Origin of the sequence: Acetanaerobacterium elongatum, from assembly GCF_900103835.1 — a bacterium.
Lineage (GTDB): Bacteria > Bacillota > Clostridia > Oscillospirales > Ruminococcaceae > Acetanaerobacterium > Acetanaerobacterium elongatum.
Map to the genome: position 1 here is coordinate 1 of NZ_FNID01000006.1, position 24,627 is coordinate 24,627.

23 protein-coding genes and 1 other annotated feature are annotated in these 24,627 nt (G+C 49.6%); of the genes, 13 read left to right on the plus strand and 10 right to left on the minus strand.

Annotated elements, in window-relative coordinates:
- From BLR50_RS02775 to BLR50_RS02815, 9 genes are all read left to right on the plus strand, one after another.
- On the plus strand, positions 1-287 hold a 287-nt coding region (locus BLR50_RS02775), incomplete at its 5' end, for an integrase core domain-containing protein (protein WP_143008027.1).
- A gap of 93 nt (positions 288-380) precedes the next feature.
- A complete protein-coding gene (locus BLR50_RS02780) occupies positions 381-1,148 on the plus strand; it encodes a heavy metal-binding domain-containing protein (protein ID WP_092638300.1) in 768 nt (255 codons plus the stop codon).
- Between the two features lie 109 nt (positions 1,149-1,257).
- Positions 1,258-1,755: an amidase domain-containing protein gene (locus BLR50_RS02785; protein WP_092638302.1), complete on the plus strand. Its 498-nt coding sequence runs from the start codon at positions 1,258-1,260 to the stop codon at positions 1,753-1,755.
- A gap of 129 nt (positions 1,756-1,884) precedes the next feature.
- Positions 1,885-2,150 (plus strand) — a binding site (T-box leader).
- Between the two features lie 137 nt (positions 2,151-2,287).
- Positions 2,288-3,952, plus strand: a complete 1,665-nt coding sequence (locus BLR50_RS02790) for an AMP-binding protein (protein ID WP_092638304.1) — start codon at positions 2,288-2,290, stop codon at positions 3,950-3,952.
- A gap of 290 nt (positions 3,953-4,242) precedes the next feature.
- Positions 4,243-5,943, plus strand: a complete 1,701-nt coding sequence (locus tag BLR50_RS02795; protein WP_162840297.1) for a protein kinase domain-containing protein — start codon at positions 4,243-4,245, stop codon at positions 5,941-5,943.
- Between the two features lie 22 nt (positions 5,944-5,965).
- Positions 5,966-6,778, plus strand: coding sequence for a sugar phosphate isomerase/epimerase family protein (locus BLR50_RS02800; RefSeq protein WP_092638308.1), 813 nt, complete (start codon positions 5,966-5,968; stop codon positions 6,776-6,778).
- A 115-nt stretch (positions 6,779-6,893) separates the two neighbouring features.
- Complete coding sequence (gene ymfI / locus BLR50_RS02805; RefSeq protein WP_092638310.1) at positions 6,894-7,628, plus strand: elongation factor P 5-aminopentanone reductase; 735 nt, start codon at positions 6,894-6,896, stop codon at positions 7,626-7,628.
- A 388-nt stretch (positions 7,629-8,016) separates the two neighbouring features.
- Complete coding sequence (locus BLR50_RS02810; protein ID WP_092638312.1) at positions 8,017-8,625, plus strand: hypothetical protein; 609 nt, start codon at positions 8,017-8,019, stop codon at positions 8,623-8,625.
- 28 nt (positions 8,626-8,653) lie between these two features.
- Positions 8,654-8,863, plus strand: coding sequence for a hypothetical protein (locus BLR50_RS02815; RefSeq protein WP_092638314.1), 210 nt, complete (start codon positions 8,654-8,656; stop codon positions 8,861-8,863).
- A 60-nt stretch (positions 8,864-8,923) separates the two neighbouring features.
- Here BLR50_RS02815 and rpsR read toward each other — a convergent pair whose 3' ends face one another.
- From rpsR to BLR50_RS14240, 4 genes are all read right to left on the minus strand, one after another.
- Complete coding sequence (gene rpsR / locus BLR50_RS02820) at positions 8,924-9,193, minus strand: 30S ribosomal protein S18 (RefSeq protein WP_092638316.1); 270 nt, start codon at positions 9,191-9,193, stop codon at positions 8,924-8,926.
- Between the two features lie 83 nt (positions 9,194-9,276).
- A complete protein-coding gene (locus BLR50_RS02825) occupies positions 9,277-9,723 on the minus strand; it encodes a single-stranded DNA-binding protein (protein ID WP_092638318.1) in 447 nt (148 codons plus the stop codon).
- Positions 9,724-9,744: 21 nt separating this feature from the next.
- On the minus strand, positions 9,745-10,044 hold the full coding sequence (gene rpsF / locus BLR50_RS02830) for a 30S ribosomal protein S6 (protein WP_092638320.1): 300 nt from the start codon (positions 10,042-10,044) through the stop codon (positions 9,745-9,747).
- Between the two features lie 145 nt (positions 10,045-10,189).
- Complete coding sequence (locus BLR50_RS14240; RefSeq protein WP_143008028.1) at positions 10,190-10,372, minus strand: hypothetical protein; 183 nt, start codon at positions 10,370-10,372, stop codon at positions 10,190-10,192.
- Between the two features lie 148 nt (positions 10,373-10,520).
- On the opposite strand from BLR50_RS14240, the gene BLR50_RS02835 reads away from it, so the two are divergent.
- Positions 10,521-10,730 (plus strand): hypothetical protein, encoded by a 210-nt coding sequence (locus tag BLR50_RS02835; protein WP_092638322.1) that lies wholly within the window; start codon positions 10,521-10,523, stop codon positions 10,728-10,730.
- Between the two features lies 1 nt (position 10,731).
- On the opposite strand, the gene addA is transcribed toward BLR50_RS02835, so the two are convergent.
- The 3 genes from addA to BLR50_RS02850 all read right to left on the minus strand — a co-directional run bounded on the left by addA (position 10,732) and on the right by BLR50_RS02850 (position 18,115).
- Entirely contained in the window at positions 10,732-14,274 is a 3,543-nt protein-coding gene (addA, locus tag BLR50_RS02840) for a helicase-exonuclease AddAB subunit AddA (RefSeq protein ID WP_162840298.1), read from the minus strand.
- A complete protein-coding gene (locus tag BLR50_RS02845) occupies positions 14,252-17,635 on the minus strand; it encodes a PD-(D/E)XK nuclease family protein (RefSeq protein WP_092638326.1) in 3,384 nt (1,127 codons plus the stop codon). The genes addA and BLR50_RS02845 overlap by 23 nt, the downstream gene beginning before the upstream one ends.
- Before the next feature lie 141 nt (positions 17,636-17,776).
- Entirely contained in the window at positions 17,777-18,115 is a 339-nt protein-coding gene (locus BLR50_RS02850; RefSeq protein WP_092638328.1) for an OadG family transporter subunit, read from the minus strand.
- A gap of 336 nt (positions 18,116-18,451) precedes the next feature.
- Here BLR50_RS02850 and BLR50_RS02855 point away from each other — a divergent pair, with 336 nt between their 5' ends.
- The 3 genes from BLR50_RS02855 to BLR50_RS02865 all read left to right on the plus strand — a co-directional run bounded on the left by BLR50_RS02855 (position 18,452) and on the right by BLR50_RS02865 (position 21,451).
- On the plus strand, positions 18,452-19,267 hold the full coding sequence (locus BLR50_RS02855; RefSeq protein WP_092638330.1) for an AraC family transcriptional regulator: 816 nt from the start codon (positions 18,452-18,454) through the stop codon (positions 19,265-19,267).
- Positions 19,268-19,283: 16 nt separating this feature from the next.
- On the plus strand, positions 19,284-20,114 hold the full coding sequence (locus BLR50_RS02860; RefSeq protein WP_162840299.1) for a mechanosensitive ion channel family protein: 831 nt from the start codon (positions 19,284-19,286) through the stop codon (positions 20,112-20,114).
- Positions 20,115-20,515: 401 nt separating this feature from the next.
- Positions 20,516-21,451 carry a GNAT family N-acetyltransferase gene (locus BLR50_RS02865; protein WP_092638334.1) on the plus strand — a complete coding sequence of 312 codons (936 nt, stop codon included), beginning with the start codon at positions 20,516-20,518 and terminating at the stop codon, positions 21,449-21,451.
- Between the two features lie 125 nt (positions 21,452-21,576).
- Here the strand turns inward: BLR50_RS02865 and BLR50_RS02870 are convergent, their stop codons facing one another.
- From BLR50_RS02870 to rpoD, 3 genes are all read right to left on the minus strand, one after another.
- Positions 21,577-22,764, minus strand: a complete 1,188-nt coding sequence (locus BLR50_RS02870) for a cation diffusion facilitator family transporter (RefSeq protein ID WP_092638336.1) — start codon at positions 22,762-22,764, stop codon at positions 21,577-21,579.
- A 162-nt stretch (positions 22,765-22,926) separates the two neighbouring features.
- Positions 22,927-23,355 carry an RrF2 family transcriptional regulator gene (locus tag BLR50_RS02875; RefSeq protein ID WP_341465404.1) on the minus strand — a complete coding sequence of 143 codons (429 nt, stop codon included), beginning with the start codon at positions 23,353-23,355 and terminating at the stop codon, positions 22,927-22,929.
- Between the two features lie 113 nt (positions 23,356-23,468).
- Positions 23,469-24,548 (minus strand): RNA polymerase sigma factor RpoD, encoded by a 1,080-nt coding sequence (rpoD, locus tag BLR50_RS02880; RefSeq protein ID WP_092638340.1) that lies wholly within the window; start codon positions 24,546-24,548, stop codon positions 23,469-23,471.
- Positions 24,549-24,627 lie beyond the last annotated feature (79 nt).

A 24,627-nucleotide genomic window follows, 5' to 3' on the forward strand; every position in this document is an offset into this window, starting at 1 on the left:
TTACCAATCGTTTCTCCAGCAGCAAGCGAGATAGTTTTACCCTGTTTGAACAAACGGCACTGAAACTGGGTATCAGACATAAACTTATTCGTCCTTATACACCCCGACACAACGGCAAGGTAGAACGTAGCCACCGTGAAGACCAAAAGCGTTTCTATGACATACACCACTTTTATTCACTCGCCGATTTTGATGTGCAGCTAGCTGCACATCAAAATCGTTCCAATAACATACCGATGCGCCCACTTTGCTGGCTTTCGCCACTTGAAAAGCTTGCTCTTTCCTAACACTGTCCAAGATGTTTGACAAACCTACAAATTCAAAATGATTGCGCTTACAATAAAAACAACTTATACTAGTATTTGAAAGGGAGTGTTGTAATGTTGTGTTGTATCTGTGGGAAAAAGCAAAGTAGTTTTATAAGCGATTTTCCTTTAACCGAGGAATTGAACAGTTATCGCATTTGCTCAGCCTGTGATCAAAGAAAACGGGACTTAACATATAGCGTTGGGTATAGTAACATAGATGAATTTAATTCAATTAAAGAATTCTTTTATAGCTGTTCATGTGAAGGACCTGTTAGAGAATATTTGCTTTCGTTTATTTCTAAAAATCAAGAAATATTAGAAAATGAGTTGAAAATCCGCCATCAAAAAGAGTTTGAGATGAAAGAACAACTTGAGCTAAATGTGAAACGTTACAAAGAATTTATGATAACAACTACGCATTCTATGAAAGGGTACGATATCAAGAATTATTATGGTATCATCAGTGCTGAAATTGCATTGGGAACTGGTTTTTTAAGTGAATTATCTGCTAATCTAGCTGATTTATTAGGAACAACGAGCGGACTCTTCGCCCAAAAACTTGATGAGGCCCGAAACCAAGTAATCAAAAATCTTATTGATAACGCATATGAACATGGTTGTAATGCTATTATTGGATTATCATTTAATTATATATTATTCTCAGGTAATATGATTGGAATCGTGGCAAATGGTACAGGTGTTTCAATAGTTAAAGCTAATATAAATGGCCTAGAAGAATTGAATGTTCTTGAAAAGCTTGCTTCACTGCGTGCAAGTAATGCTATAACACAAGAAGAGTATAATGAAAAAAAGAAAATAGTCCTTGAAAAAATCAAATAGCTAAATTGCGGGATATTAAGTAATCAATTTAAAAGATATTGTAGCAACTATCATACCCCCTCCTATTTATTCATAAACTGTAAATGTGAATATTGGAAGGGGGCTCAATATGCCGCAGGTGCTGCCGTACAACCGTGAGAAGGCTATTGCATACGCGCACCAGTGGGCGTATAGCCGTAATCCACGGTACTATGACTTTGAGGCCTTGGGCGGCGATTGCACCAACTTTATCTCGCAGTGCCTGTATGCTGGAGGCGGACATATGAATTTTAAACCGGTATACGGCTGGTATTATGTAAACCTAAGCCGTCGTTCCCCCTCTTGGACAGGAGTGGAATTTTTTTATAACTTTCTTACCCGCGCAACGGCAAGTACCGGGCCGTTTGCCTCAAGAACGAACATTTCCGCAATGATACCGGGCGATGTTATCCAGCTGCGGTTTGAGGGGGCGGCATTCACGCATTCTTTATTGGTGGTTGCGGTATCCGAGCCCACCCCGAGCGGCATTCTGATTTCAACCCACACCTACGACAGCGACAGCCGCGCGCTGGACACCTACTATTACGCGGAGGCTAGGTTTCTGCATATAGAAGGAATAAGGGAATAACCGGCAATCCCTATCGGTTTCTGTTGGAAGTAAACCTTTTTATCGTTTTGTTTAGCGCTTTTATGTGTGAAATTGCATCTTGACATCCCTATGCTTCTCTGCTATTCTTAATTTATATTTTTATATATGCCTAACGCGATGATAGGGAGCAGTAGTTGACTTTAGCAGGTTTAAGAGAGCCGCGATGCTGTGATGCGGTACCTGTAGCAGCAATGAACTCGCCCTTGAGCGGTCAGCCCAACGCTGCTGTAGCAGCCAGTAGGTGTGAACGGTTTTCCTCCGTTAACGGGAAGGCGGGTTTTGGGGCTGTTAAGCCTACGACACGCTGCTAAGCGGATGTGCCCTGCACATCAATCGGAGTGGTACCACGGAAGTTGTATGCTTTCGTCTCCATGCAAGCGTATTTTTTATACGCGTTGTATGAGACGAAAGCTTTTTTATTGCAGTTTTTCCCTATTACGCTCCATTCACATATGGTTACACGGGCAAATAAGTTTGAAAGATTGGTTTGAGCAAGAAAGGATGGTTTGCTATGAATGATTTAATCGAGATTACCTTGGGTAACTTAATCAAAGACCTTGGGGAGAGATACCCTGACCGCCTTGCCGTAAAATACACTGACCGTGATTTTGAAAGAACCTGGAAACAGCTTGATGAAGAGGTGGAACGCCTTGCACGAGGCTTTATGGCTATCGGCATTAAAAAGGGCGACCATGTGGCCATATGGGCTACCAACACCCCCGAATGGATGCTCACGCTGTTTGCCACTGCAAAGATCGGTGCGGTACTGGTAACCGTAAACACCAACTACAAGGTGTTTGAGCTGGAATACCTGCTCCGGCAGTCTGACAGCAAATGCATGGTAATGATGCATGGCATCAAATCCACCAGTTATGTGGATATTGTAAACGAGCTTATCCCGGAGCTGAAGAATTCCAGGCCCGGTGAGCTCAACCACCCGATGCTGCCCTACTTAAAGTCGATTGTCTATGCCGGGGACGATACCCCAGCGGGTATGTACAACTTTAAAGACCTCTATACCCGCAGTGAAGAGGTAAGCTACGAGGATTACTTAGCCATAGCAAATACAGTGCACTTCCATGATGTAGTGAACATGCAGTACACCTCTGGTACTACCGGCTTCCCCAAGGGGGTAATGCTCACCCACTACAATATCATTAATGATGGTAAAAGCATCGGTGACTGCATGAAGTTTACGCCCGATGATAAGCTCTGCATTCCCGTGCCGTTCTTCCACTGCTTTGGGCTTGTGCTTGCCATTATGGCAAGTATTACGCATGCCACCGCTATGGTGCCGATTGACCACTTCAGCCCCGTTCCCGTTATGTCGGCTATCCAAAACGAGGGCTGTACCGCGGTGCACGGTGTGCCCACCATGTTTATTGCCATGCTGGAGCACCCCGACTTCAAGAAATTCAAGTTCCCGCGCTTGCGTACCGGCATCATGGCGGGTTCCCCCTGCCCAGTGAAGGTGATGCAGCAGGTGGTGGACGAGATGAACATGACCGAGATTACCATTGCATACGGCCAGACCGAGGCCTCGCCCGTTTGCACCCAGACCACCACCGATGACAGTATTGCGGTTCGTGTGGCTACCGTGGGCAAGGTGCTGCCACACATGGAGGCCAAAATCGTCGACCCCGAAACCGGAGAGACCTTAGGCCCCAACAAGCCCGGTGAGTTCTGCGCGCGCGGCTATAACATCATGAAGGGCTATTACAAGATGGAGGAGGCCACCGCTGCCGTAATTGATAAGGATGGCTGGCTGCATACCGGCGATCTTGCCCAAGTGGATGAACACGGCTACTATAAGATTACCGGCCGCTTAAAGGATATGATTATTCGCGGCGGCGAGAATATCTACCCCAAGGAGATTGAGGAATTCTTATATACCCATCCCGCAGTAAAGGATGTGCAGGTAATCGGCGTACCTTCTAAGAAGTACGGTGAAGAGGTTATGGCCTGTATTATTCTGCGTGAGGGTATGTCGCTTACCGAAGAGGAGGTAAAAAGCTGTGTTGCCGCCTCAATGGCGCGCCATAAGGTGCCCAGTTATGTAGCGTTTATGGACTCCTTCCCCATGACGGCAAGCGGTAAAATCCAGAAGTTTAAGATGCGTGAGTGGGCAGTGGAACATCTCGGTCTGCAGGACGCGGCGAATATTGAGACCGCATAGCCCAGACTTTACCGCCCCTTCTGATGCCAAAAATTCCGAAGAGCAGTAGCATTTTCTTACGTATTAGGTTATAATGGAGTTATTCTAAAGGTTTCATTATCTGGCTCTTACTTGGGCCATAGTCCAGTATGAGCTTTTTTTCTGAATCCTTTTATGCAATAGCATCGGTTTTAAATCCGATACTTTTTCCGCAACAGTGTAATACTGATTCCGATAGAAATAGGGTAACCTCCGCACTCATCTCTATTTCAGGTCGAAATAAGTATAATCGGCAGGCAGGTGATAATTTGATGGATTCCCCTGACATTAAGCTGTGCATGGGCTGCATGCGCGAGAAACAAGGCAAAGAAGCTGTTTGCCCATTTTGCGGCTTTGACGTCAATACCCCCCACCACCCCCTGTATCTAAAGCCCGGTACGCTTGTTTCCAAGCAGTATATCGTTGGAAAGCTGATTGCCTATAACGGTGAAGGTGCCACCTATCTGGGATGTGACCTTACCCAGAACAATAAGGTACTGATACGTGAATACATGCCTGATGCGCTGGCCGTTCGCGAGACCGGCGGCGAGCATGTAATAACCCTCAAGGGTAAAGAAACACAATATAAGGCGCTGCTTTCTGATTTTAGCGACCTTTGCCGTCAGTTACAAAAGCTGCGTACATATACGGGGCTTCTTTCGCTTACCGACTTTTTTGAACAGAATAATACCGTTTATGCGGTATATCAGTTTGTAGCCGAAACGACACTTTCCTCGTTTTTTAAAGAGAATGGGGTACTTACCATCGAAACCCTCAAGGAGAGGCTTGCACCCATCCTTGCAGCGGTAGAGGCGATGCACGCGCTGGGTGTTATTCACCGCGGAATCAGCCCCGAAACCATTCTGGTTAACGAGGACCGTACGCTGCGGCTGTTCGGTTTCTCTATTCCCGCCGCTCGAACCGCCAAGTGTGAGCTTGCCGCCGAGCTGTTTGCGGGTTATTCCCCGCCCGAGCTTTACAGCCTGACCGGCTGGCAGGGTACTTGGACAGATGTTTATTCGGTTGCTGCGGTAATCTACACCGCGCTTACCGGTGTAGTTCCCCCCGAGGCACCTGCCCGGTTGACAGGCGATACCTTAAAGCCTGCTTCGGAGGTAAACCCGGCTGTACCGGAGTTTATCTCGCTGGTTTTACAGCAGGCAATGGCGCTTGAGCCTAAGGAACGCCCCCAGACCATCGGAGCATTCTCTATGGCGCTTACGCAGCCTGCAGCACCCGGTGGAGTAATGACAGAAAACAGCGATAAACGAGGTGAAAACATGTATCAGGAACAGCCTGCCAAGAGAAAATCGGCACATAAATGGAAGGTACGAAAAAGAAACTTTATCTATATGATGAGCTCAATGCTGATCACCACCGCGGTTCTTCTCACCCTGATGTTTGTTATCTTGAGTGAGATCGACAGCAGCCTGCTGGTTTTTGCAAAGGATAATACCCCTGGTACCAGTATCATTGATGTATCAAGTGATGCAACCGCATCTGAGGCTCCTTATCTTTTGCCCGACTTTGTGGGGAGTTATCTTGACTCTGTAAAGAGCAAAGAAGACTTTCAAAAGAAATACTTTTTGACCGAAACCGAAGAGTATAACGATGAACAGCCGGCCGGTGTAATCTTTGAACAAAACCCCATCGCCAATACTCCTGTTACCGATTCGGTGAATGTTGCCGTGAAGGTAAGTAAGGGTCCCGCTCCTATTCCTGATACTATCGTTGGTATGGCGCAGGCGGACGCACAGAAAACACTCGATGATTTAAAAATAAAGTATCAGGTTGTTCAGATGTATGACGATACCGTTCCCGCAGGCAATGTAATCAAGGTAACCAGACTGCCCGGCGAGGTAATGCTGTTCATCAGCCAGGGAAGTATGAACGGTGCCTCAACCGGTTCCGGCGGCTACGGCGGCATGACCTTCGAGGAATATTGGAAGATATTTGGCACCAACTCTAATTAACATAAGAAAAAGAGGATGACCTATGAAGCTTGCTTTTTCTACGCTTGGCTGCCCCGGGTGGCCGTTTGAGGAAATCTTCTCTACGGCGAAGGACTTAGGGCTAGATGGCATTGAGATCCGCGGCATCGGCAGCGAGATGTTTGCCCCGCAGGCCAAACCCTTTCTGCCCGAAAATATCGAAGCGACCATACAGCGGTTTCATAAGGCCGGCATGCAGATTCCGATGCTGACCTCCGGTGCAGTACTTGGCAATAAGGCCAAGGCTGCCGACGCGGTGGCCGAGGCAAAAAGCTATATAAACCTTGCGCACAAGCTTGGTACAAAATATGTGCGTGTAATGATTACCGCCGTACCCCAGCCCACCGACGACGCGGACATGGAAACCGCCCGCCTTGCTTATGAGGAGCTATGCTCTTACGGCGAGGAGCGCAGCGTTACCCCGCTGATTGAAACCAACGGGCCGTTTGCGTCCTCTGCGGCAATGAAGGCCTTTATGGAAAACATAGAAAGTGCTAATAAGGGTGTGCTGTGGGATATCCATCACCCCTACCGCTTCTTCGATGAATCCCCTGCACAGACCTACGCGAATATCGGGCCGTGGGTACGCTACACCCATGTGAAGGATTCTGTAATGGTGGATGGTACGGTGATATACCGCATGATGGGCTATGGTGATGTGCCTATCTTTGACACCCTGAAGATTTTAAACGATAACGGCTACGACGGCTTTGTTACGCTGGAATGGGTAAAGCGCTGGTGCCCGGACCTGCAGGAACCGGGCATCGTGTTCTCGCATTTCACCAGCTACATGAACTTTTTATTGCGTCAGTTATAATCTTATTTAGGGGAGGCCCAAGAGGGCTCCCCTAAGGCGTAAGAATCAGAAGGCAGAGGGCGGCATTTTCGGCCTTCTGCCTTTTCAGTATTCTTCTAGGCAAGGAGGATTCGTCATGCCAAAAACCGCGTTGGTAACCGGTGCTTCCCGCGGCATCGGGGCTGCCGTTGCGATAAAGCTTGCACAAGAAGGTTTTTGTGTTGCGGTGAACTATCTGCACAGTGAGGCGCGCGCGCAGGACGTGGTGCGCAGTATCCGGCTAAACGGCGGGCAGGCCGCCGCTTTTCATGCGGATGTATCGGACAAGGCACAGGTGGACGCCATGGTTGGCAGAATAAAAGCGCAATTCGGCGGTATTGATGTGCTCATCAACAATGCGGGTATTGCCCAGCAGAAGCTGTTTACCGACATTACCGCAGAGGAATTTAACCGTATGCTGGGCGTAAACCTGTGCGGGATGTTCTACAGCGCGCAGGCGGTACTGCCGCATATGATCCACCGGAAGGCCGGAAACATCGTAAACATATCCTCGATTTGGGGGATAACGGGCGCCTCCTGCGAGGTACATTACTCCGCCGCAAAGGCAGGGGTGATTGGGTTTACCAAGGCACTTGCCAAGGAGCTTGGCCCCTCAGGCATCCGCGTAAACTGCATAGCGCCAGGGGTGATTGCCACCGAGATGAACGGGGCACTGGACGAGCAAACTATCGCGGTGCTGAAAGAAGAAACCCCGCTCGGTACACTGGGAAGTGCTGAAGATATTGCACAGGCCGCAGCGTTTTTGGTGTCTGACAATGCCGGGTTCATTACCGGGCAGGTATTAAGCCCTAACGGCGGCTTTGTGATTTAACTAATGTAATCGGGATTAATCAAACAATCGTTTTCGAGCTTGCCCATTGATGGCGTATCATGATTTATATTAACCGGCGGAAGGGATTTAACCGTATGCTTGAAAACGGGAAGGAAGCCTGCACCTGCAGGTATAAAAGTTGTAAACGGCATGGGCAGTGCTCAGAATGCGTTGAGCATCATAAAACCCATCCGAAACATCCCCTGCCCTATTGTAAGCGGCAGGAGGAAAAGAAAAATCTAAAGTCGGCAAGCGATTAGCCCCGTTGCGGTAGATCAATCATATTTAAGGAATTTTATATCTTCAGTCTATAACTTGACGCGGGATGTCATAATAACCTGATATGATAGAAGCGGTATGATGAAATATTGCGCAAGGGGTGATTGATATGTTAAGCTATGAACAGATTCTTCAAAACGGCAGAACTCCTTCAGAGCTTGCACAGCAGCTTACCGCAGAGGATATCGCACAGTTGTTTGGCCTATTGCGTGAGAAGGATAACGAACTGCGTTATTCGGCGTTTCTGCTGCTGCAGGAACGCAGCAAGGCCCATGCAGATGTTTACCCCTACTGGGATGGCTTATGCGAGAAGCTGGATGACGAAAACTCCTACCAGCGGAGCCTTGGCGTGATGCTGCTGGCCGAAAATGTACGGTGGGATGCGGCCAACCGCTTTGATAAGATTGCCGAAAGCTACCTTGCCCGTACCAGCGACGAAAAGTTTATAACCTCTCGGCAAACCATCCAGAGCATTGCTGTTTGGGTAGAGCTAAAACCTAATCTGCACCCGCTGATTGTTGATACCCTTACCCATATTGATATTGCGTCGTTAAAGGATACCCAACAAAAGCTCATTCTTTTAGATATTCTTGGGATTTTAGTACGGATTCAGAAGCAGACCGCCAATGAAGCCGCGGCGGATTATATCGCACGGGCGCTGACCGGCGGTGTGCTTGATAAGAAGTCGGTAAAGATCATCAAGGACATGCTTGGGTAATATTAAATAGGACAACTGGAGACAAAACATGAAAACAAAAACAGTATTTATGGTAAGCCTGATTATTCTTATTGCCGCTGTAATAATCATAGGTGTCAACTGGTTTATACTACCGTTGCCCGATATGGTAATCAGGGTAACTGGTATTCTTATGCTGGCAGATATTATTGCTTTTACTTACAGTGTCGTTAGGCTGAAAATGGAGCAGAAGCTGCGCAGAGATAACCGCAATCATTAATTGAATAAAGCCCATGACAGGAAATCCTATCATGGGCTTTGTTTGTATCACGCTTAAGTTTTAGTCACTGATATAAGGCAGCAGAGCGATGTGGCGTGCACGCTTGATGGCAATGGTAAGCTGGCGCTGATGACGCGCGCAGGTACCGGTTACACGGCGGGGCACGATCTTCGCACGCTCGGAAAGGTACTTTCTGAGCTTCATTACATCCTTATAGTCAATCACCGAATTCTTCTCGGCACAGAAAGCGCAAACCTTCTTGCGGCTCTTTCTGGGGCCGCGGCCGGGAAATTTATCATTGCGATCTCTATCGTTACGATCTCTTTCCATTATTCAAACCTCCCTTTCATGGATTGCGGCAGTATCAGGGGCTTTTCCTGTCTGCCTTACTTGTACTTTAGTTAGAAACAAAGTTAGAACGGCAGGTCGTCGTCACCGGGAACAACCGAGAAATCTTCGCTGCTTCCGCTTTCAAAGGCTACAGGCATGGGAGGCGCCTCGAAGGTGCTTGTACCGGTATTCGCATGGCCAGAGGCTGCGGCTTTACTTTCACAGAAGAATACATTGTCCGCCAGAACCTCAACAGCTGTGCGCTTATTGCCCTGACTATCATTGTAATTCCTAGTCTGGATAGAGCCTTCAACAGCAATCATGTTACCCTTTTTAAAGTATTTGCAGACAAACTCGGCTGTATTTCTCCACGCTACAATCGTGATAAAATCGGTTTGACGTTCGGTACCCGCCTTGGCATAAGAACGATCTACGGCAATTTGGAAATTCGTTACCGCAAAGTTGGACGTGGTATGTTTAAGCTCGGGGTCAGCCGTAAGCCTGCCCATAAGAATGGCCTTGTTCAGCATAAACGCTACCTCCTATCCTTATTACATGTCCTCTTTGTTTACAATGATGCTGCGCAGCACGCCGTCCGTAATCTTGTAGATACGGTCGAGCTCTGCGGGGAATTCGGACGGGCTCTTGAACTCAATCAGGTAGTAATAACCCTCTGTTTCATCATTAATCGGGTATGCAAGCCTGCGCTTACCCCATTCGTTTACAGAGTCAATCGTACCGTTTTGCTCAATCAGCGCCTTGAACTTCTCAACGCGCTCGCCGATACCCTCATCGCCTAACTTGGTACTAAGCACCATGATGGTCTCATAAGCAACCGAAGCTTTTGACATTGTTTACACCTCCTTTTGGACTTAAGGCCCCTTTCGGGGCAAGGATTGGTAAAGCCTAAAAAGGCTATAACAGAGTTATTATAACAGGATGGCTTCTAATTGTCAATTGAAATGGTTGCTGATCGTGCAGTTAATTCTGTGATTGTCAATGATGTGAACCAATTTTGTATAAAGAAAGGTTAGACGAGCCGTAGGCAAGGATGGCTTTCAAACGAGTGGTATGGCGCTCAGCTGCAGTCTCTTGAACAGTTTTATCAATCAGTACATCCGGCACGGTGCCCACGATAATGTACAAAAAGTGTAAATCATAAGAAACTCCGGTTTTCAAAAGAATCCTTCAGCCAGAAACGTACTGCAATAATTGGCGTGAATGTTTATTTTAACAGCTGCAACAATAATAACGATAAGAAACCTGCAAGCACTATAATACTAGTTTCTCACATAATCGAGATTAGTATAGGAAAAGGATTGTCTTTATGGAAAACGAGAATAAAATCGTCCTGAACCTTTATGAGATCAATTCTCCCGAGGAAGGGGCCTTGCTGCGCGATTCCATCAGCACTCAAAGCGGGGTGGAGTGCGTTATCGTCAACGAGGAGCGCAACACCGTAAGCATTATTGGAGCGGAGCTTTCGCGCGAGGATATCATCGACGTTATCGAGGCACTGGGCTTTACGGTAGCTTAAGCTAGATACTGATGGGGCGGCCGAGCGCAAAGGAATAGAGCACACACTCCTTTACCGGCTTGGCAAGGCTCTGCTCCAGTGCTCGCTTGTAATAATGAAGCTGAAGCGAATAACGTTTTATAAGCTCCTCCGCCGATTTTACCGCATCGGTTTTATAGTCTACGATTACAAGGGCGCCGTCCTCCTCAAACACACAGTCGGCAACACCCTGTATCACAATATAGTCATCCTCCCCGCTTTCGGCGCAGGCGGTGGAATACTCTTTAGCATCAAGCTGCGAGATAAATTTCAATTCCCGCATAAGCTTGGGGGAAGCAAACATGCGCTTGGCAAGCGCGCCCTCAAAAAATGTGGCAAGCTTCTTTTGGTCGATAACCGCGCTCTCCTCCGGCGAGAGATAGCTTTGCCGCTGCATACGTGAAATCTCCGCGGCAAGGTCAAGACTTGCCTGCCTGTAATCTGAAAACTGCATGAATTTATGCAGGGCACTGCCCTTCTGCGCGGGGGTAAGCCCGCCCGAGAAGGTGAAGGACGGCCCGCGCAGTTCGGTTAGCACCGTCTGCCGCTCCGCGATATCCGAAACGGCAAGCTTGGTCGGAATCTCTACCGATTGTATAAACGGGTATACTTTATCAATTCTCTCGCGCAGTTTATAAAGCAGCGGCATATCTGCCGAAGCTGCCTTTGGTACGATTACCGCCGTTTCTTCCGCGGCTTCGGTCTGCTTGTTTTCGGGAGCAGCAGGGGTAATCAAACGCACCTGCCATACGCCGTCATCGGGCAACACACAGGAATCATCCAACCCCGCAAGCTCACGCAGGCAGGCGGCCTCTTTTTTGCGCAGCGCGGCAGTCAGTATCCAGTCGGAGAAGCTCTGCGCGCCTTGCACCGTAAAGGGGTTAAGCTTCACACTGTCGGTAAGGTTCTCGGCAAGCTTGGCAAGCCTTTTATCAGGCTTCTTTTCGGCTGTAACAATATATAGGTACTCCTTTGCGCGGGTGAGCGCTACATATAATATGCGCATCTCCTCCGAAAGCATGCCTTTTGATATTTCAAGCTTGAGCGCCTCCTGCGGCACGGTGGTGTACTGCTTGAGGCTTTCGGGCTCGCGGCGTTTACAGGAAAAGCCCAGCGTGGAATGCAGCAGGCTGGGCTCGTTTAAATCCTGCCGGTTAAACTGCTTGGAGCAATCGGCCACAAAGCAGACGGGGAACTCTAACCCCTTGGATTTGTGCATACTGAGGATGCGCACCACGTCGGCGGTATCGGCAAACGCGGGTGCCTCGCCGAGCGAAAGGCCCTGTTCCATCATGCGGTTAAACAGGCGTACCAGCCCCGCCAGCGTTTTGCAGCCGCTCTGCTCGTACCCTCTGGCATACTCCGAGAGCAGGCGCAGATTGGCAAGGCGCTTGAGGCCGTTTGGCATGGCAAGCACCATCAAATCATAACCCGTAAGGGTGTATACATATTCAATCAGCCGGTCGGGTGAAAGCGAAACAGCGGCAGTGCGCAGTTTTTCAAGTGTTTGAAGTAATTGCGCAGCCTTCTCGCTCTCCTTAGCGTACACCGCCGCCGCAAGATAAAGCGGTGCACGAGGGTTTGCCAAGCGGATGGCTGAAAGCTCGGTGGCGGTAAAAGCAAACATGGGCGAAAGCATAACAGCGACAAGGTCGATATCCGAGAGCGGATTATCCACCGTGCGCAGCAGCGAGAGCATTACCGCTACCTCGCGAGCCTTGAAATAGTCGCCCGAGGTATCGCTGTAAACGGGGATGCCGCAGGCTTCGAGCTCATTTGCGTACACCTGTGCCTTACCCTTTACTGAACGCAGCAGGATGGCGATATCCCGAAACGAAGCCCGCCGGAGTGCGCCGTTTTCGGTAACCATCAGCCCATCGCTAAGCAGCTTTTTAATCTGCCCCGCAATATGCCGTGCCTCCAGTTGAGCGGCGGTTTCGTCGTCCTCCAGCTGTGAGGCATCCACCACGTCAAGGGTGACCTGCGGCAGCCGGGTTTCCGGGTAAACCGCCGCTGGGATAAGCAGCTCGTCACCCGCGTATTCAATCTCGCCCATTTTACGGCTCATAATCTGCGTAAAGATAAAGTTCACCGCAGAGGTCACCCCGCTGCGGCTGCGGAAGTTTCGGCCGAGGGTAATCTTTGCGGGAAAATGCTGTTCATCAAACGGAGCAAATACCTCTTTATAGTGCAAAAACAGCTCGGGCATCGCCTGCCGGAAACGGTAGATGCTCTGCTTGACATCCCCCACCATAAACAGGTTCTGCTCCTCGCGCGAGATAGCCTTGAAGATCTCGTTCTGTACCTCGTTAACGTCCTGATATTCGTCGATGAAAATCTCTTCGATACTCTGCGAAAGAGAACGCGCCACCTCGGTTCTTACTGTCTGCCCGTTCTCGCTTTGCACCAACAGCTTTAACGCAAGCTGCTCAAGGTCGGTGAAATCGAGCAGGTTGCGGTCGCGCTTTTTCTCCTCGTAGCGTGCGGCATAGGCTTTTACCAACTCAAACAGCACGGTAATCTTGGGCAGAAGGTCAAGCATATCCTCCCGGTGTTGCGCCTCGGTAGCACAAAACTGCCGCTCACGCAGGGCTTTTACCGCCGCCTTGAAGCCGTTTCTGGTGCCGAGCAGTCGTTCCTTTAGCGCCTTATCGTCAAACCCGCGCGCCGCCCCGAGCGAACCGAACTCATAGCCGCGCAGGGCTTTGTAGATTGTATCCCATTCTCCGTTTTTCGCGGCATCCAGCAGCTTCCCGGCATAAGCGGCATCTTCATTAAACCGCACTGCGTAAGCCTTGGCGAGGGTGCCGTCCCCCTCTATCACCAATAGCGCCTGCCTGAGCTGGTGTGCCCAGTGCGTCATCGCCTGTTCGGTATACGCAAGTATTGTCTGCCCCCATACCGATGCGCTTACCGGGATATCTGGGTCGTACAGGGTAAGTTTTTGTTCCAGCCAATGCTCGGGAAAGGGGTGCGAGCGAACGAAGGTATGCAAACGCTCGACGGTCTGCATCAGACGCTTGTCGTCGCGGCCCGAGCTTACCATCTCCACCAGCGCAAAGAACGCCTCATTGCCCCCCGCGTAGTATTCCTCCACCACCTCGGCGGCGGCCTCGGCACGCAGCAGCGCGAGCTCGTTTTCATCGCCGATTCTGAAATCGGGCGAAACGGCAAGCTGCTGGAAATTCTGGCGTATCACATCCATACAAAAGGAGTGAATGGTACAGATATGTGCCTTGGCGAGCAGCATCTGCTGGCGGCGCAGGCCGTAATCGTCCGGGCATTCGGCGAGCAGCGCGGAAAGTGCTGTATCCACCCGCTCACGGATTTCGGCGGCGGCGGCGTTTGAAAAGGTAACCACCGCAAGCTTATCGGCATCCACAGGGTTTACAGGGTCGGCAATGCGGCGAATCACACGCTCAACCAGCACTGCGGTTTTGCCGCTGCCTGCAGCGGCGGAAACCAGCAGACTGCCGCCACGCGCTGTTATTGCCTGTAACTGCTCAGCTGTCCAGTTTCTGCTCACCGCTTGCTTCCTCCATTCTTGTAAACAGCTCCTCTTCGGGGATATCCTGAATCTTAATGTACTCGTCGTTTGGCTCGTGCCCGCAGATATGTGAGAATTCGCAGTAATCGCAGGGGCTGTAGCTGCCGCCCTGCGCGGGAACGGCATCAATCTGCCCCTCGTACAGCGCGCATGCCATATCGCCTACCAGCTTTTCGATGTGGCGCTTCACCCGGCCCATATTCTCAAGGTTAGCTACCTTGGATTTTTTATCGAGCACCCACACACGGTTGCCGTTTTCGTCGGTACCCTCGGTAAACCGCGCCGGGATGAATATCCCCGCACCGCCGTGTTCCATCCCCGTGATGGCGTTTTCATCCTCCAGCAAAAGCCCGCTCATCCTGAGCGCCTCAGACTGCTTAAGCTGTACCTCGCTGTCATCCGCCTCGCGCAATACCTCTGCAACCGGATTCTTGGCAGGCATGTACAGCACACCCGCGGGTGCAGCCCCGGCGTAGCGCCCGTTCTGGCAGACGGTGAACAGGTAGAGCAGCATCTGCATATTTAGTCCATAATAAACATCCGAAAGGTTAAAGCTTTTATGTCCGGTCTTGTAATCCACTACGCGCACATAACGCTTGCCGTTTTTTGTCATGATGTCCAGCCGGTCAATGGTGCCCTCTACCCGCACACGGGCGCCGATGGGGGTAATCAACTCTATCGGCTCTACTGCCCCGCCTTGCTTGATGGGAAGCTCAAAGGCTTCTGGCGTGTAATCGCTCTGCGAAAACTCGGTAATCAGCTGTTTTATCAGCTTGAGCACCGTGGCGGAAAGGCGGGTATACAGGTATTGAAAGCGCGCGGGCTTGCCCTCTGCCCCACCCATCTTTTCCAGCAGGTAGTGGTTCAGTACCTCTCCCACCTCTGTGCGCAGGGCAGCAGGGCTTAGGGCTGCAAGCTCTTTAATAGTGTGCCTGGTAAGCAGCTCCTGCAGGGCGTAATGGATAAGTGACCCCGCCTCGAGTGGCGTGAGCTTTGCCTGCTCGCGCTTTTTAAGCCGGATACCGTTCTTTAAAAAGTAGGAAAACCGGCAGCGGTAGTAGGTTTCCAGGCCGGTAGGCGATAAGGTAAGGTCTTGACCGAACAACCTTCGGGCGGTGTTGCTGTCGTCGATCGTAAAATGTACCTTTTGCCCCGCAAACAGCAGGCTTTCATAAAGCGGCGCGGCGGCAGAGTTTTGCAGCAGCTCTTTAAGCGTTGCAGCGAATGGAGCATTGTCGCTGCTATGTAATGCGACGGCCTTCAGTGCCGTTCGCTCGTTCCAGATATAGTGCTGCGGCTCAAACGCAGCGGCATCCTGCACCTGCAAGCAGGGCAGAATCAGCAAAATCTGGCGCACCATCTGCGACGGGTACAGCCCCTCCCCCTTAATACCTGTGCGCGGGTAGGAAACGGCCAGCAGATGTGAAGGGCAGGTTAATGCCTTGTAGGCGATAAACCGCTCAACAATCGTTTTTTTCGTCTGAGTCTCGGCGAGCTCCAGCCCAAGGGCGGCAAGCGCCTCGCGCTCACTGTCGGTAAACAGGCCGCCCCCTTGTGGGATCAGCGGGAACACCCCCTCGTTGGCACCAAAAATGAAGGCCGCCTTGGGGGATGCGGCGCGGATACGGTCGGCGCTGCCGATGAGTACCTGATCAAGCGTCTGCGGAATGCTTCCCATGTCGTAGGTTCCAATTGCAAGGCGCAGAAGCTCCAGGCTTCGTTTGGCATCCAGCACCGTGCCGCGCAGCACCGAGGCAAAGGTGTCGAGGATATCCATCACAATCCCCCATACCCGCTCGACACTCTGCGCCTGATTATAATCATTTTCGTTCTTTAAGTTCGCAATCTGTTCCTGCACACGGTTTTGCAGACCGCAGGCCGTTATGTACTCATATACCGCGCGCGCAAAGGCCTCACCGTCTGCGGACTTGATAGCCGCGGCAAGCCTTTCAAGCGGGGGAATAATCTGATGTCGCAGGGTATTGAGCCTTTCAAGCAAAGCATGATCCCCCTCGGTCATACCATTTACAAAGCCGCGAGGATGATTCTTAAAGGGATCGCACCACACAAACCCCTTGATATCCCACAGGAAAACATAGTTTTCAAGCTGTGCCACCTCACAGGCATCAAAGCGCGTAAGGCCGGTTTTCAGCATGGCTATAATACTGTCGCTATCAAAACGGTTTGCCGCGGCAGAAACAGCGCTGAGGATATACAAAATCAACGGGCTGCGCTCAATACTCTCGGTAAAATCATAAAAATAGGGAATGTCATAGCGCGGGAGCACCGATTCCAGCACCGTTTTGTAGGCAGTTACATCGCGCCCGATGAGGACGATATCGCGATAGCGAAGGTTCTCCTCTAAAACAAGGTGCTTGATTTCACTTGCAATTAGTTCAAGCTCCTCATAGGGGTTCGAAGCCGAAAAGATACGGACATCCTCGGGCGCAGCATCGCAGACAGTCGGTATAAAGCTGAAGATACCCTGCTCCACTGCCGAAATCCCTTTGCCCGCAAAGCGCAGGGGTTCTGAAAGTACCTCGGGGGCTGCTACCGTCACCTTTCGCTCCTTGGCCATACGCACCAGCCGGTTGGCTGCCTCGGTAACGGGTGAAAACAATCCCAGGCCGTGCGAGTTATCCTGAAGCGAATCGGTGCAGAGCGAAACGGCACACTGCTCGGCACCCTTTAGAATATACCCCAGTGTTTCATATTCCACAGCGGTAAAGCCCTTGAATTCATCAATGAATACGGCTGAGCCAGCAAAAAAATCATTTTCAGCAAGCAGGCGGTTAGCAGCAGGCAGATCATCCAACGGGTCGGCATAGCCCTTGGCAAGCAGTGCTTCGTAGGCGTTATAAATAAGCGCCAGCTCCCCGGTTTTGGCCTTGAGAACGCCCTCCTCTAGCTGCTCATTGGCTTGATACAGCTGCTCCGGTGTAACACCCGCATTTTTGAATTCGGTTACGGCATTTACCATTCCGGTGACAAACGCAAGGTTTGCATAGTGCTTTTTATAAACCGAAAGGCTGTCCTTCAGCTCGCTTAAAGCCATACTCATCAGCATGGTGCGCGCGCCGTCGCCCACATAGTTTTTGGCAAGGCCGCCATACTCTCGAAACACCAGATTGGCAAGGCGGGTGAAGCTTACCACCTCTACCTGTATGCTCTTCTGCGCGCCAAGCTGGGAGTAAAGCACGCGCTCGCTTTCAAACGAGAACTGCTCGGGTACCAGCAGGTATACCTTACTGTACCGGCCGCTCTCCACCGCCGCGGCAAGCTCTTTTCGTACTTTTGGGGTTTTTCCGCTGCCCGAACGGCCCAATATCAGCTTCAGCATGGTGCCTTGCCCCCTTATGCATCAAAGCCAGAATAATATAAATATTGTAGCACATTCGGCTTTTTCTGCAAAGTAATTATCCAAAGTAAAGCAAAACAGCCGCCCGATAAAACGGACGGCTGTTGAATGACTAAATTCAGACTAAAACGAACGGGTATTCTGCGCCATGCCCGCCATCTGCCACTCTTTGCGGTGTGCGCGTGTTACCGAACGGATGGTAAAGCCGGTGCCTTCACCCATCATGCAGGCTACCGCAGCAGCGATTACCGCCACAACCTCGTCGCTGATGCCCTGCTCTACCGCAGGAACAACAGACAGTGCAGGATTTGTGGAATACTGCGCGGTATCGCTATCCTTAGGCTTAGTCAGGCGGCCTATCGCGCTGCCCAAGTAAGCCATGAGGCAAATGAGTATAATCAAGGCGGCAATAACAATTCCAAACCCGATAAGAACTACGTTGGATGTAAGTTCAATTCCCATGCGAAAACTCCCTCTCAAAAACCGGTTTTTGTTAATAGGTTGTGATTGTTTGCAGAAAATTAACCATCGGATAACCGTAAGCCGTTAAAATAATAAAAGAATATAAAGGGGAACTTATGGCAGCGTGTTAACCGAAATTAAAGATATTATACTATAAGCCGCCATTAAAAACAAGGTTTCGGTAGCACTTTATTCATCTATACTTATTACAAATTATAAAAAGAGGCTAATGAGTAATTAGTATTACATAGGTTGTAATAAACTTGCATTTTTATTCCAGCAGTTTTATAATCAAAATAAACTTCGTGGGTATGCAACGGAAGGACAAGGCTGAGGATGGATAACGGCGTATATAAGTACTCTTATAAAACACAGCTGCGCGAAAATCTCGGGCTTTCTGTATTTAACACCGGAAGGCAGCGCTGTACCCCTTCCTACACCTGGGGGCCCGGTGTGCGCGACCATTACCTGATTCATTACGTTACAGGCGGCAAGGGCACCGTTTATATCGAAGGCAAAAGCTTTAAGGCCGCTGCAGGGGATGCCTTTTTAATCACACCAAACAAGCCGGTATCCTATACCGCCGATAGCGACGAACCGTGGGAATACCTTTGGGTGGGCTTTAATGGCAATGACGCGCAAAGCCTCGTAATGCTTATGGGATTCACCCCCGAAAACCCCGTTTGTCACCTGCCCGATGGGGAAACAGCCGAGCGGTTGCTTGGTGATATCTACGCCTCTGTTGGTTCAGCGCCTTTTCAGGAGACGCGGATGAGCGGGTACCTGTACCTGTTTTTAGCACATCTGATTGAGGTGTTCGGCAAACCGCGACAGAGTGCAGGAGGCAGAGAATACATAGACCTTGCGCTGCGCTTTATCGAATACAACTACTCAACCAATATTGGGGTGGATGATATTGCCACTCACATCGGCTTAAGCCGCAGCCACCTGTACCGCCTGTTTATTAAGCACCTGGGGCTTTCGCCGAACGATTTTCTCACCGAGTTTCGCATTAGCAAGGCCTGCGCGCTGATACGCAGCACCAACCTTTCGATTGGTGAGATTGCAAGTTCGGTGGGGTTTGACGACCAGTTGTATTTTTCCCGCGTGTTTAAGCGGCACAAGGGTGTCAGCCCCGCAAGATATGTTTAAAGTGAGGTTTACTATTATGCCTAATACCTTACCAACTCTGGAGGATGCCAAGAGGTGGCTGATTAACTATTACCCTTCTCTCATCGGAGCACTGTTTTTGCTGGCGGCAGGCATGCTGTTTGTTCATTTTGCGGTAAAGCTGCTGGTTAAGGGTTTAAAAAAGAGCCGTGTAGACGCGACAATGCACCACTTTATAGCCTCTACCATAAAGATTACCCTGTATACCGTGCTTGCCTTGCTGATTATATCTACCCTCCGGGTACCTACTACTCCGCTGGTAACCTTATTGGGCGCAGCGGGTTTGGCTCTTTCACTTGCCTTAAAGGACACCCTTTCCAACGTGGCCAGCGGCATTGTTTTATTGTATAACCACCCTTTCAAGCATGGAGACTTTGTAGAGGTAAACGGGCGACAGGGCACGGTTTTAGAGATTAATTACACCTACACCAAGCTTCGAACCATCGATAATAAGGTGATATTCATTCCGAATTCCCAGGTATCCTCCACTGATATTATTAACTTCTCCAGTGAAAAAACACGCAGGTTAGATTTGGTCTTTAACATAAGCTATCTAAATGATTTTGAAAAGGCTAAGCTGTTGATTCTTGAAATTATAAGAAATAACGATTATGCACTGAAAACACCGGAACCGGTGGTGAGGGTGAGCGGGCATGGAGAACACGCGATCAATATTTGCTGCCTTGTTTGGGTAGACAGTGGTGATTACCTTAATCTAAGATATGATCTTTATGAACAAGTAAAGACCGCATTTGATAGAAACGGCATAACCATTCCATATAACCAGCTTGATGTAACCCTTGTCAACCCTCAAAAAGCAAGCGGTTGACAATACAATTCGCTTACGATATAATGCATTTGGTGATTTAATTACCAAAACTTCTAACGTTAGGGTGTGTTCGGAAATGAAGAATACTGTTGAGGTTTCTTTGGTATAACTGAACAGCTGATACTTATCACGATTATAGAAAACCATGCGAACAATATTTCGTATAAAAAATCGAGCAAAAGCTTAAATTTATGGTTTGTTTGCGAAATTATTTATAAAGGTTTTAATGCGTGATTAGTATTACAGTCCTGCCTTAAGCCGGATTGTAAAACACCACAACCTTCATTGGATTATGCGCTCGTTTTTAACCGCAGAGCCGCAGCCATTGTACAGGCTGTTGTACTGCGGTATTTTTGCGCCTATTTTTCAGTGAAGGTACAAATGACAAGGAGTTTTAAACTATGATTACATTGAGCGATTTTGCCCGCAAGGATATCCCCTGCGCTCTTGAGCTTATTAAAACAAACTATGAAGAGCTGACGGTCAGCAATCCCGTTCTTCCCCCTTTTGGCAACTGCCCGCCTTTAGATGAGTTTGCAGAGAACGGGCTTGGCGTATCGGCCTATAAGGACGGACGTTTGGTAGGGTTCTTGTGCTGGTACAGGCCATGGCAGCAGCATTTCGGCAAAACAGCGGGAACCTTCTCTCCTCTTCATGCCCACGGGGCGATTAAGGAAAACCGCGGCAGAATCTACTCGCTGCTGTTTGAGCATGCCGCCCAGAAGCTGGTTCGGCAGGGTATATTAAGCTATGCCATTGCCTTGTATTCAAGCGATAGCGAAGTGGTAAACAGTTTCTTCTGGAACGGCTTTGGTCTTCGATGCGTAGACGCTATTCGTCCGATGGAAGAACTGAGCGTCGCGTCCTGCACCGATTACGTTTTCAGAGAGCTTGTACAAACGGAGAAGCTAAAAGCGTTTCACCTAAAGAATGCGCTGGTGGAACACTTAAACGCAAGCCCGATGTTTATCCCTCTTCCTCCGTTTACCGAGGCGCAGTTCTTGGAGATGTTTGATGATTCGCGCTTTTTTGTTGCGGAAGATAACGGTGACGTATTTGCTTTTCTGGAGGTCGCCTGTGACGGGGAAAGCTTTGTAGGCGAGGATGCCTCGATGATGAACATCTGCGGAGCGTATATGCAGAAGCCCTATCGCGGCACCGGCATATACACACAATTGTTAAACCATACAATAAAAACACTAAAGTCCGAAGGCTATACAAGGCTTGGGGTAGACTGCGAAAGCTTTAACCCCACGGCGCGCGGCTTCTGGCTGAAGCATTTTACGCCCTATGTATTCTCAGTTACAAGGCGAATCGATGAGAGAATTACCGGTTAGCTTCAAGGATTATAACGAAACTGCTACATAAATAACTATCCCCGGCAGATGAACTCTTCCTTGTGAAAGTTTATCTGCCGGGGATAGTTTATAATTGTCTTAGTAAAAATCTCTATCCTTAATAACTACTTGGCGGGCATATTAACGGAAACATAACTGCTGTCTACGGTAATTACCGCAAACAGACGCTCATCGCGCTGCTTGATGCGTGCGGCAATCTCGTTTACGAGCACATCCTTATTAATTTTGCTGCCGCTTGGCACTACAATATCAAAAATAAGGTTCGTATGGGTTGGCCCCTGCACTGCCCGAAAGTCATGCATGGTAACCTGGCTGTCGATATCCGAAACCACACCCTTAACAAACGCCCGAAGCTCATTCACCTGCGGGTCATCCACCACAATCGGGTCAAGATGCACCACAAGCTGGATGCCAAGCTCCTGACCCACCTCGCGCTCAATATTATCAATCAGGTCGTGGCTGAGCATAATGTCCTCGCTCGCCGAAACCTCCACATGCACCGAGGCAAAGATTCTGGCCGGGCCGTAGCTGTGAACCATAAGGTCGTGAATACCCAAAACGCCTGGATAGGAATGAATCTTGTCTTCGATAGCCTCTACCAATTCATTATCCGGCGCCTCACCGAGGATGGGGTTGATGGTTTCAACCACAAGCTTTCCGCCCGAATAAAGGATAAATGCCGCTACCGCAAGGCCCATGAAGGCGTCTAATTTTAAACCGGTAAAATGGGCAATCAGCGCCGAGGTTAAAACAGCACCGGTAGTAATTACGTCGCTGATGCTATCGGTAGCCGATGCAATGAGCGCGGTGGAGGAGATTTTCTTGCTGATTTTACGGTAGAAAAGCCCCTGCCACAGCTTTAAAAGCATCGAGCCTATCAACACGCATAGGGAAAGAAGATTAAAGGCCACTGATTCGGGGTTGATAATTTTATTAATAGAGGTTTTTCCGAGCTCAACACCAATCAGCATTATAATAATGGCAACCGCAAGGCCCGAAAGGTATTCAAACCGTGCGTGCCCGAAGGGATGTTCCTTATCCGCAGGCTTGCCGGAAAGCTTAAACCCAAGCAGCGTAATTATTGACGAGGAGGCATCGGAGAGGTTGTTAATAGCATCTGCGATGATGGAGATACTATTTGAAAGCAACCCGGCGGTAATTTTCCCGGTAAAAAGCAACAGGTTAGTGCAGATGCCGACCGCGCCGCTAAGCATACCGTAGCGCGTGCGCACCTTCTCATTGGTAACATCTTCGCTGTTTTTTATAAACAACTTGATTAAGAGATTGGTCAAGTTATCTTCTCCCTTACTGCCATAATAGATACCGGATAAGAAAATACATGGCGCGACATGCACGCCATGCAAAAGGCTATTTAATAGCTTGGGTACTATAATAAGCGCTAATTCGCGCCATGTAGTCTTTTTGTCGTCCCTTCTTATGTAGCTGCGGGGCTCCTATTGTTTCTGCTTCAGCATCTTATCAAAGGTCACGTTGTGCAGCTTTTCGCGCACATCGCTGGAGATAGACTCGTACACCGAGTGAAACGGGCATGCGCCGTCCTCATGGGTATGGGTACACTCATACTCGCCCTCACCGCACACACAGCGGCTGATGGCATAGGGGCCCTCCACCGTTTCGATAACATCTCTCAGAGAGATATCCGCGGCGCTTCTCGCCAGCTCATAACCGCCCTGCGTACCCTTAAAGGACTTTACAATGCCGCCCGCAACCAGCTTGCGTAAAATCTTAAGTGCAAAACGCAGCGTAACGCAGGATTTCTCAGAGATCTTCTTTGCGTCCATTCTTCCGCTGTTTTTCGCCAGACAATATACAATTCTAACGGCATAATCCGATTCCAACGTGATATGCATACTGAGATTCATGTCCTTTCCGGTTAATGGTACGAGGCCTTCGGTACGTCAAAAAAACTCTAAATTATATACTAAAATGCTATAAATTAAATTATACTCGGGTTTTCTAAGGTTGTCAATCCGCACTAGTCTAAAAAGTCCTTGAGCTTCTTGCTGCGGCTGGGATGACGCAGCTTGCGCAGCGCCTTGGCTTCGATCTGACGGATACGCTCACGGGTAACGTTAAACTCCTTACCCACCTCTTCAAGTGTGCGGGAACGCCCGTCCTCCAGCCCGAAACGCAGCTTGAGCACCTTTTCCTCTCGCGGGGTAAGGGTTTGCAGCACATCGCCAAGCTGTTCCTTCAGCAATGTATGCGAGGCAGCGTCCGCAGGTGCGGGGGCGTCCTCATCGGGGATGAAGTCGCCTAAGTGGCTGTCCTCCTCCTCACCGATAGGGGTTTCAAGTGAAACCGGCTCTTGCGCAACCCTCATAATCTCGCGCACCTTGTCCACAGGCATGTCCAGCTCGATTGAAATCTCCTCGGCAGTGGGCTCGTGGCCATTTTTATGCAGCAGCTGACTGGTTACCTTTTTAACCTTATTAATCGTTTCCACCATATGCACGGGGATGCGGATGGTACGCGCCTGATCGGCAATCGCGCGGGTGATAGCCTGACGAATCCACCATGTAGCGTAGGTGGAAAACTTAAAGCCCTTGGTATGGTCGAACTTTTCCACTGCCTTGATAAGACCAAGGTTACCCTCCTGAATGAGATCCAAGAACTGCATACCGCGGCCTACATAGCGCTTGGCAATACTTACAACGAGGCGAAGATTGGCCTCGCTCAGGCGCTTTTTGGCATATTCATCACCCTGCCCCATACGGGTAGCAAGCTCGATTTCCTCCTCAGGAGATAACAGCGGCACACGCCCGATCTCCTTGAGGTATACCTTTACGGGGTCGTCAATGCTGATGCCCTCGGAGGCCAGCGCATACTCGAGGTTTTCATCCTGCATGTCAATGTTAAAATCCAACGGCGCGTTAAAATCCTCAATGATGTCAACGTTGTTGCTTTCCAGCGCGTCGTAGAGCTTATCTACCTGATCAACATCAAAATCCAGCTCTTCCAGAACGTCGTTAATCTCCTTGGTGGTGAGCTTTCCCTTGGCTTTTCCCTGCTCAATGAGGTCTGCGAGCAGATTCTTTTTGTCTTGAATACTCATTTCTTCATCCCATCTCCGCATCTCAAAGCAGTATAGGAGGCTATTAGCTCCCCTTGGCTGATTTTGCTTTGGCGGTAAA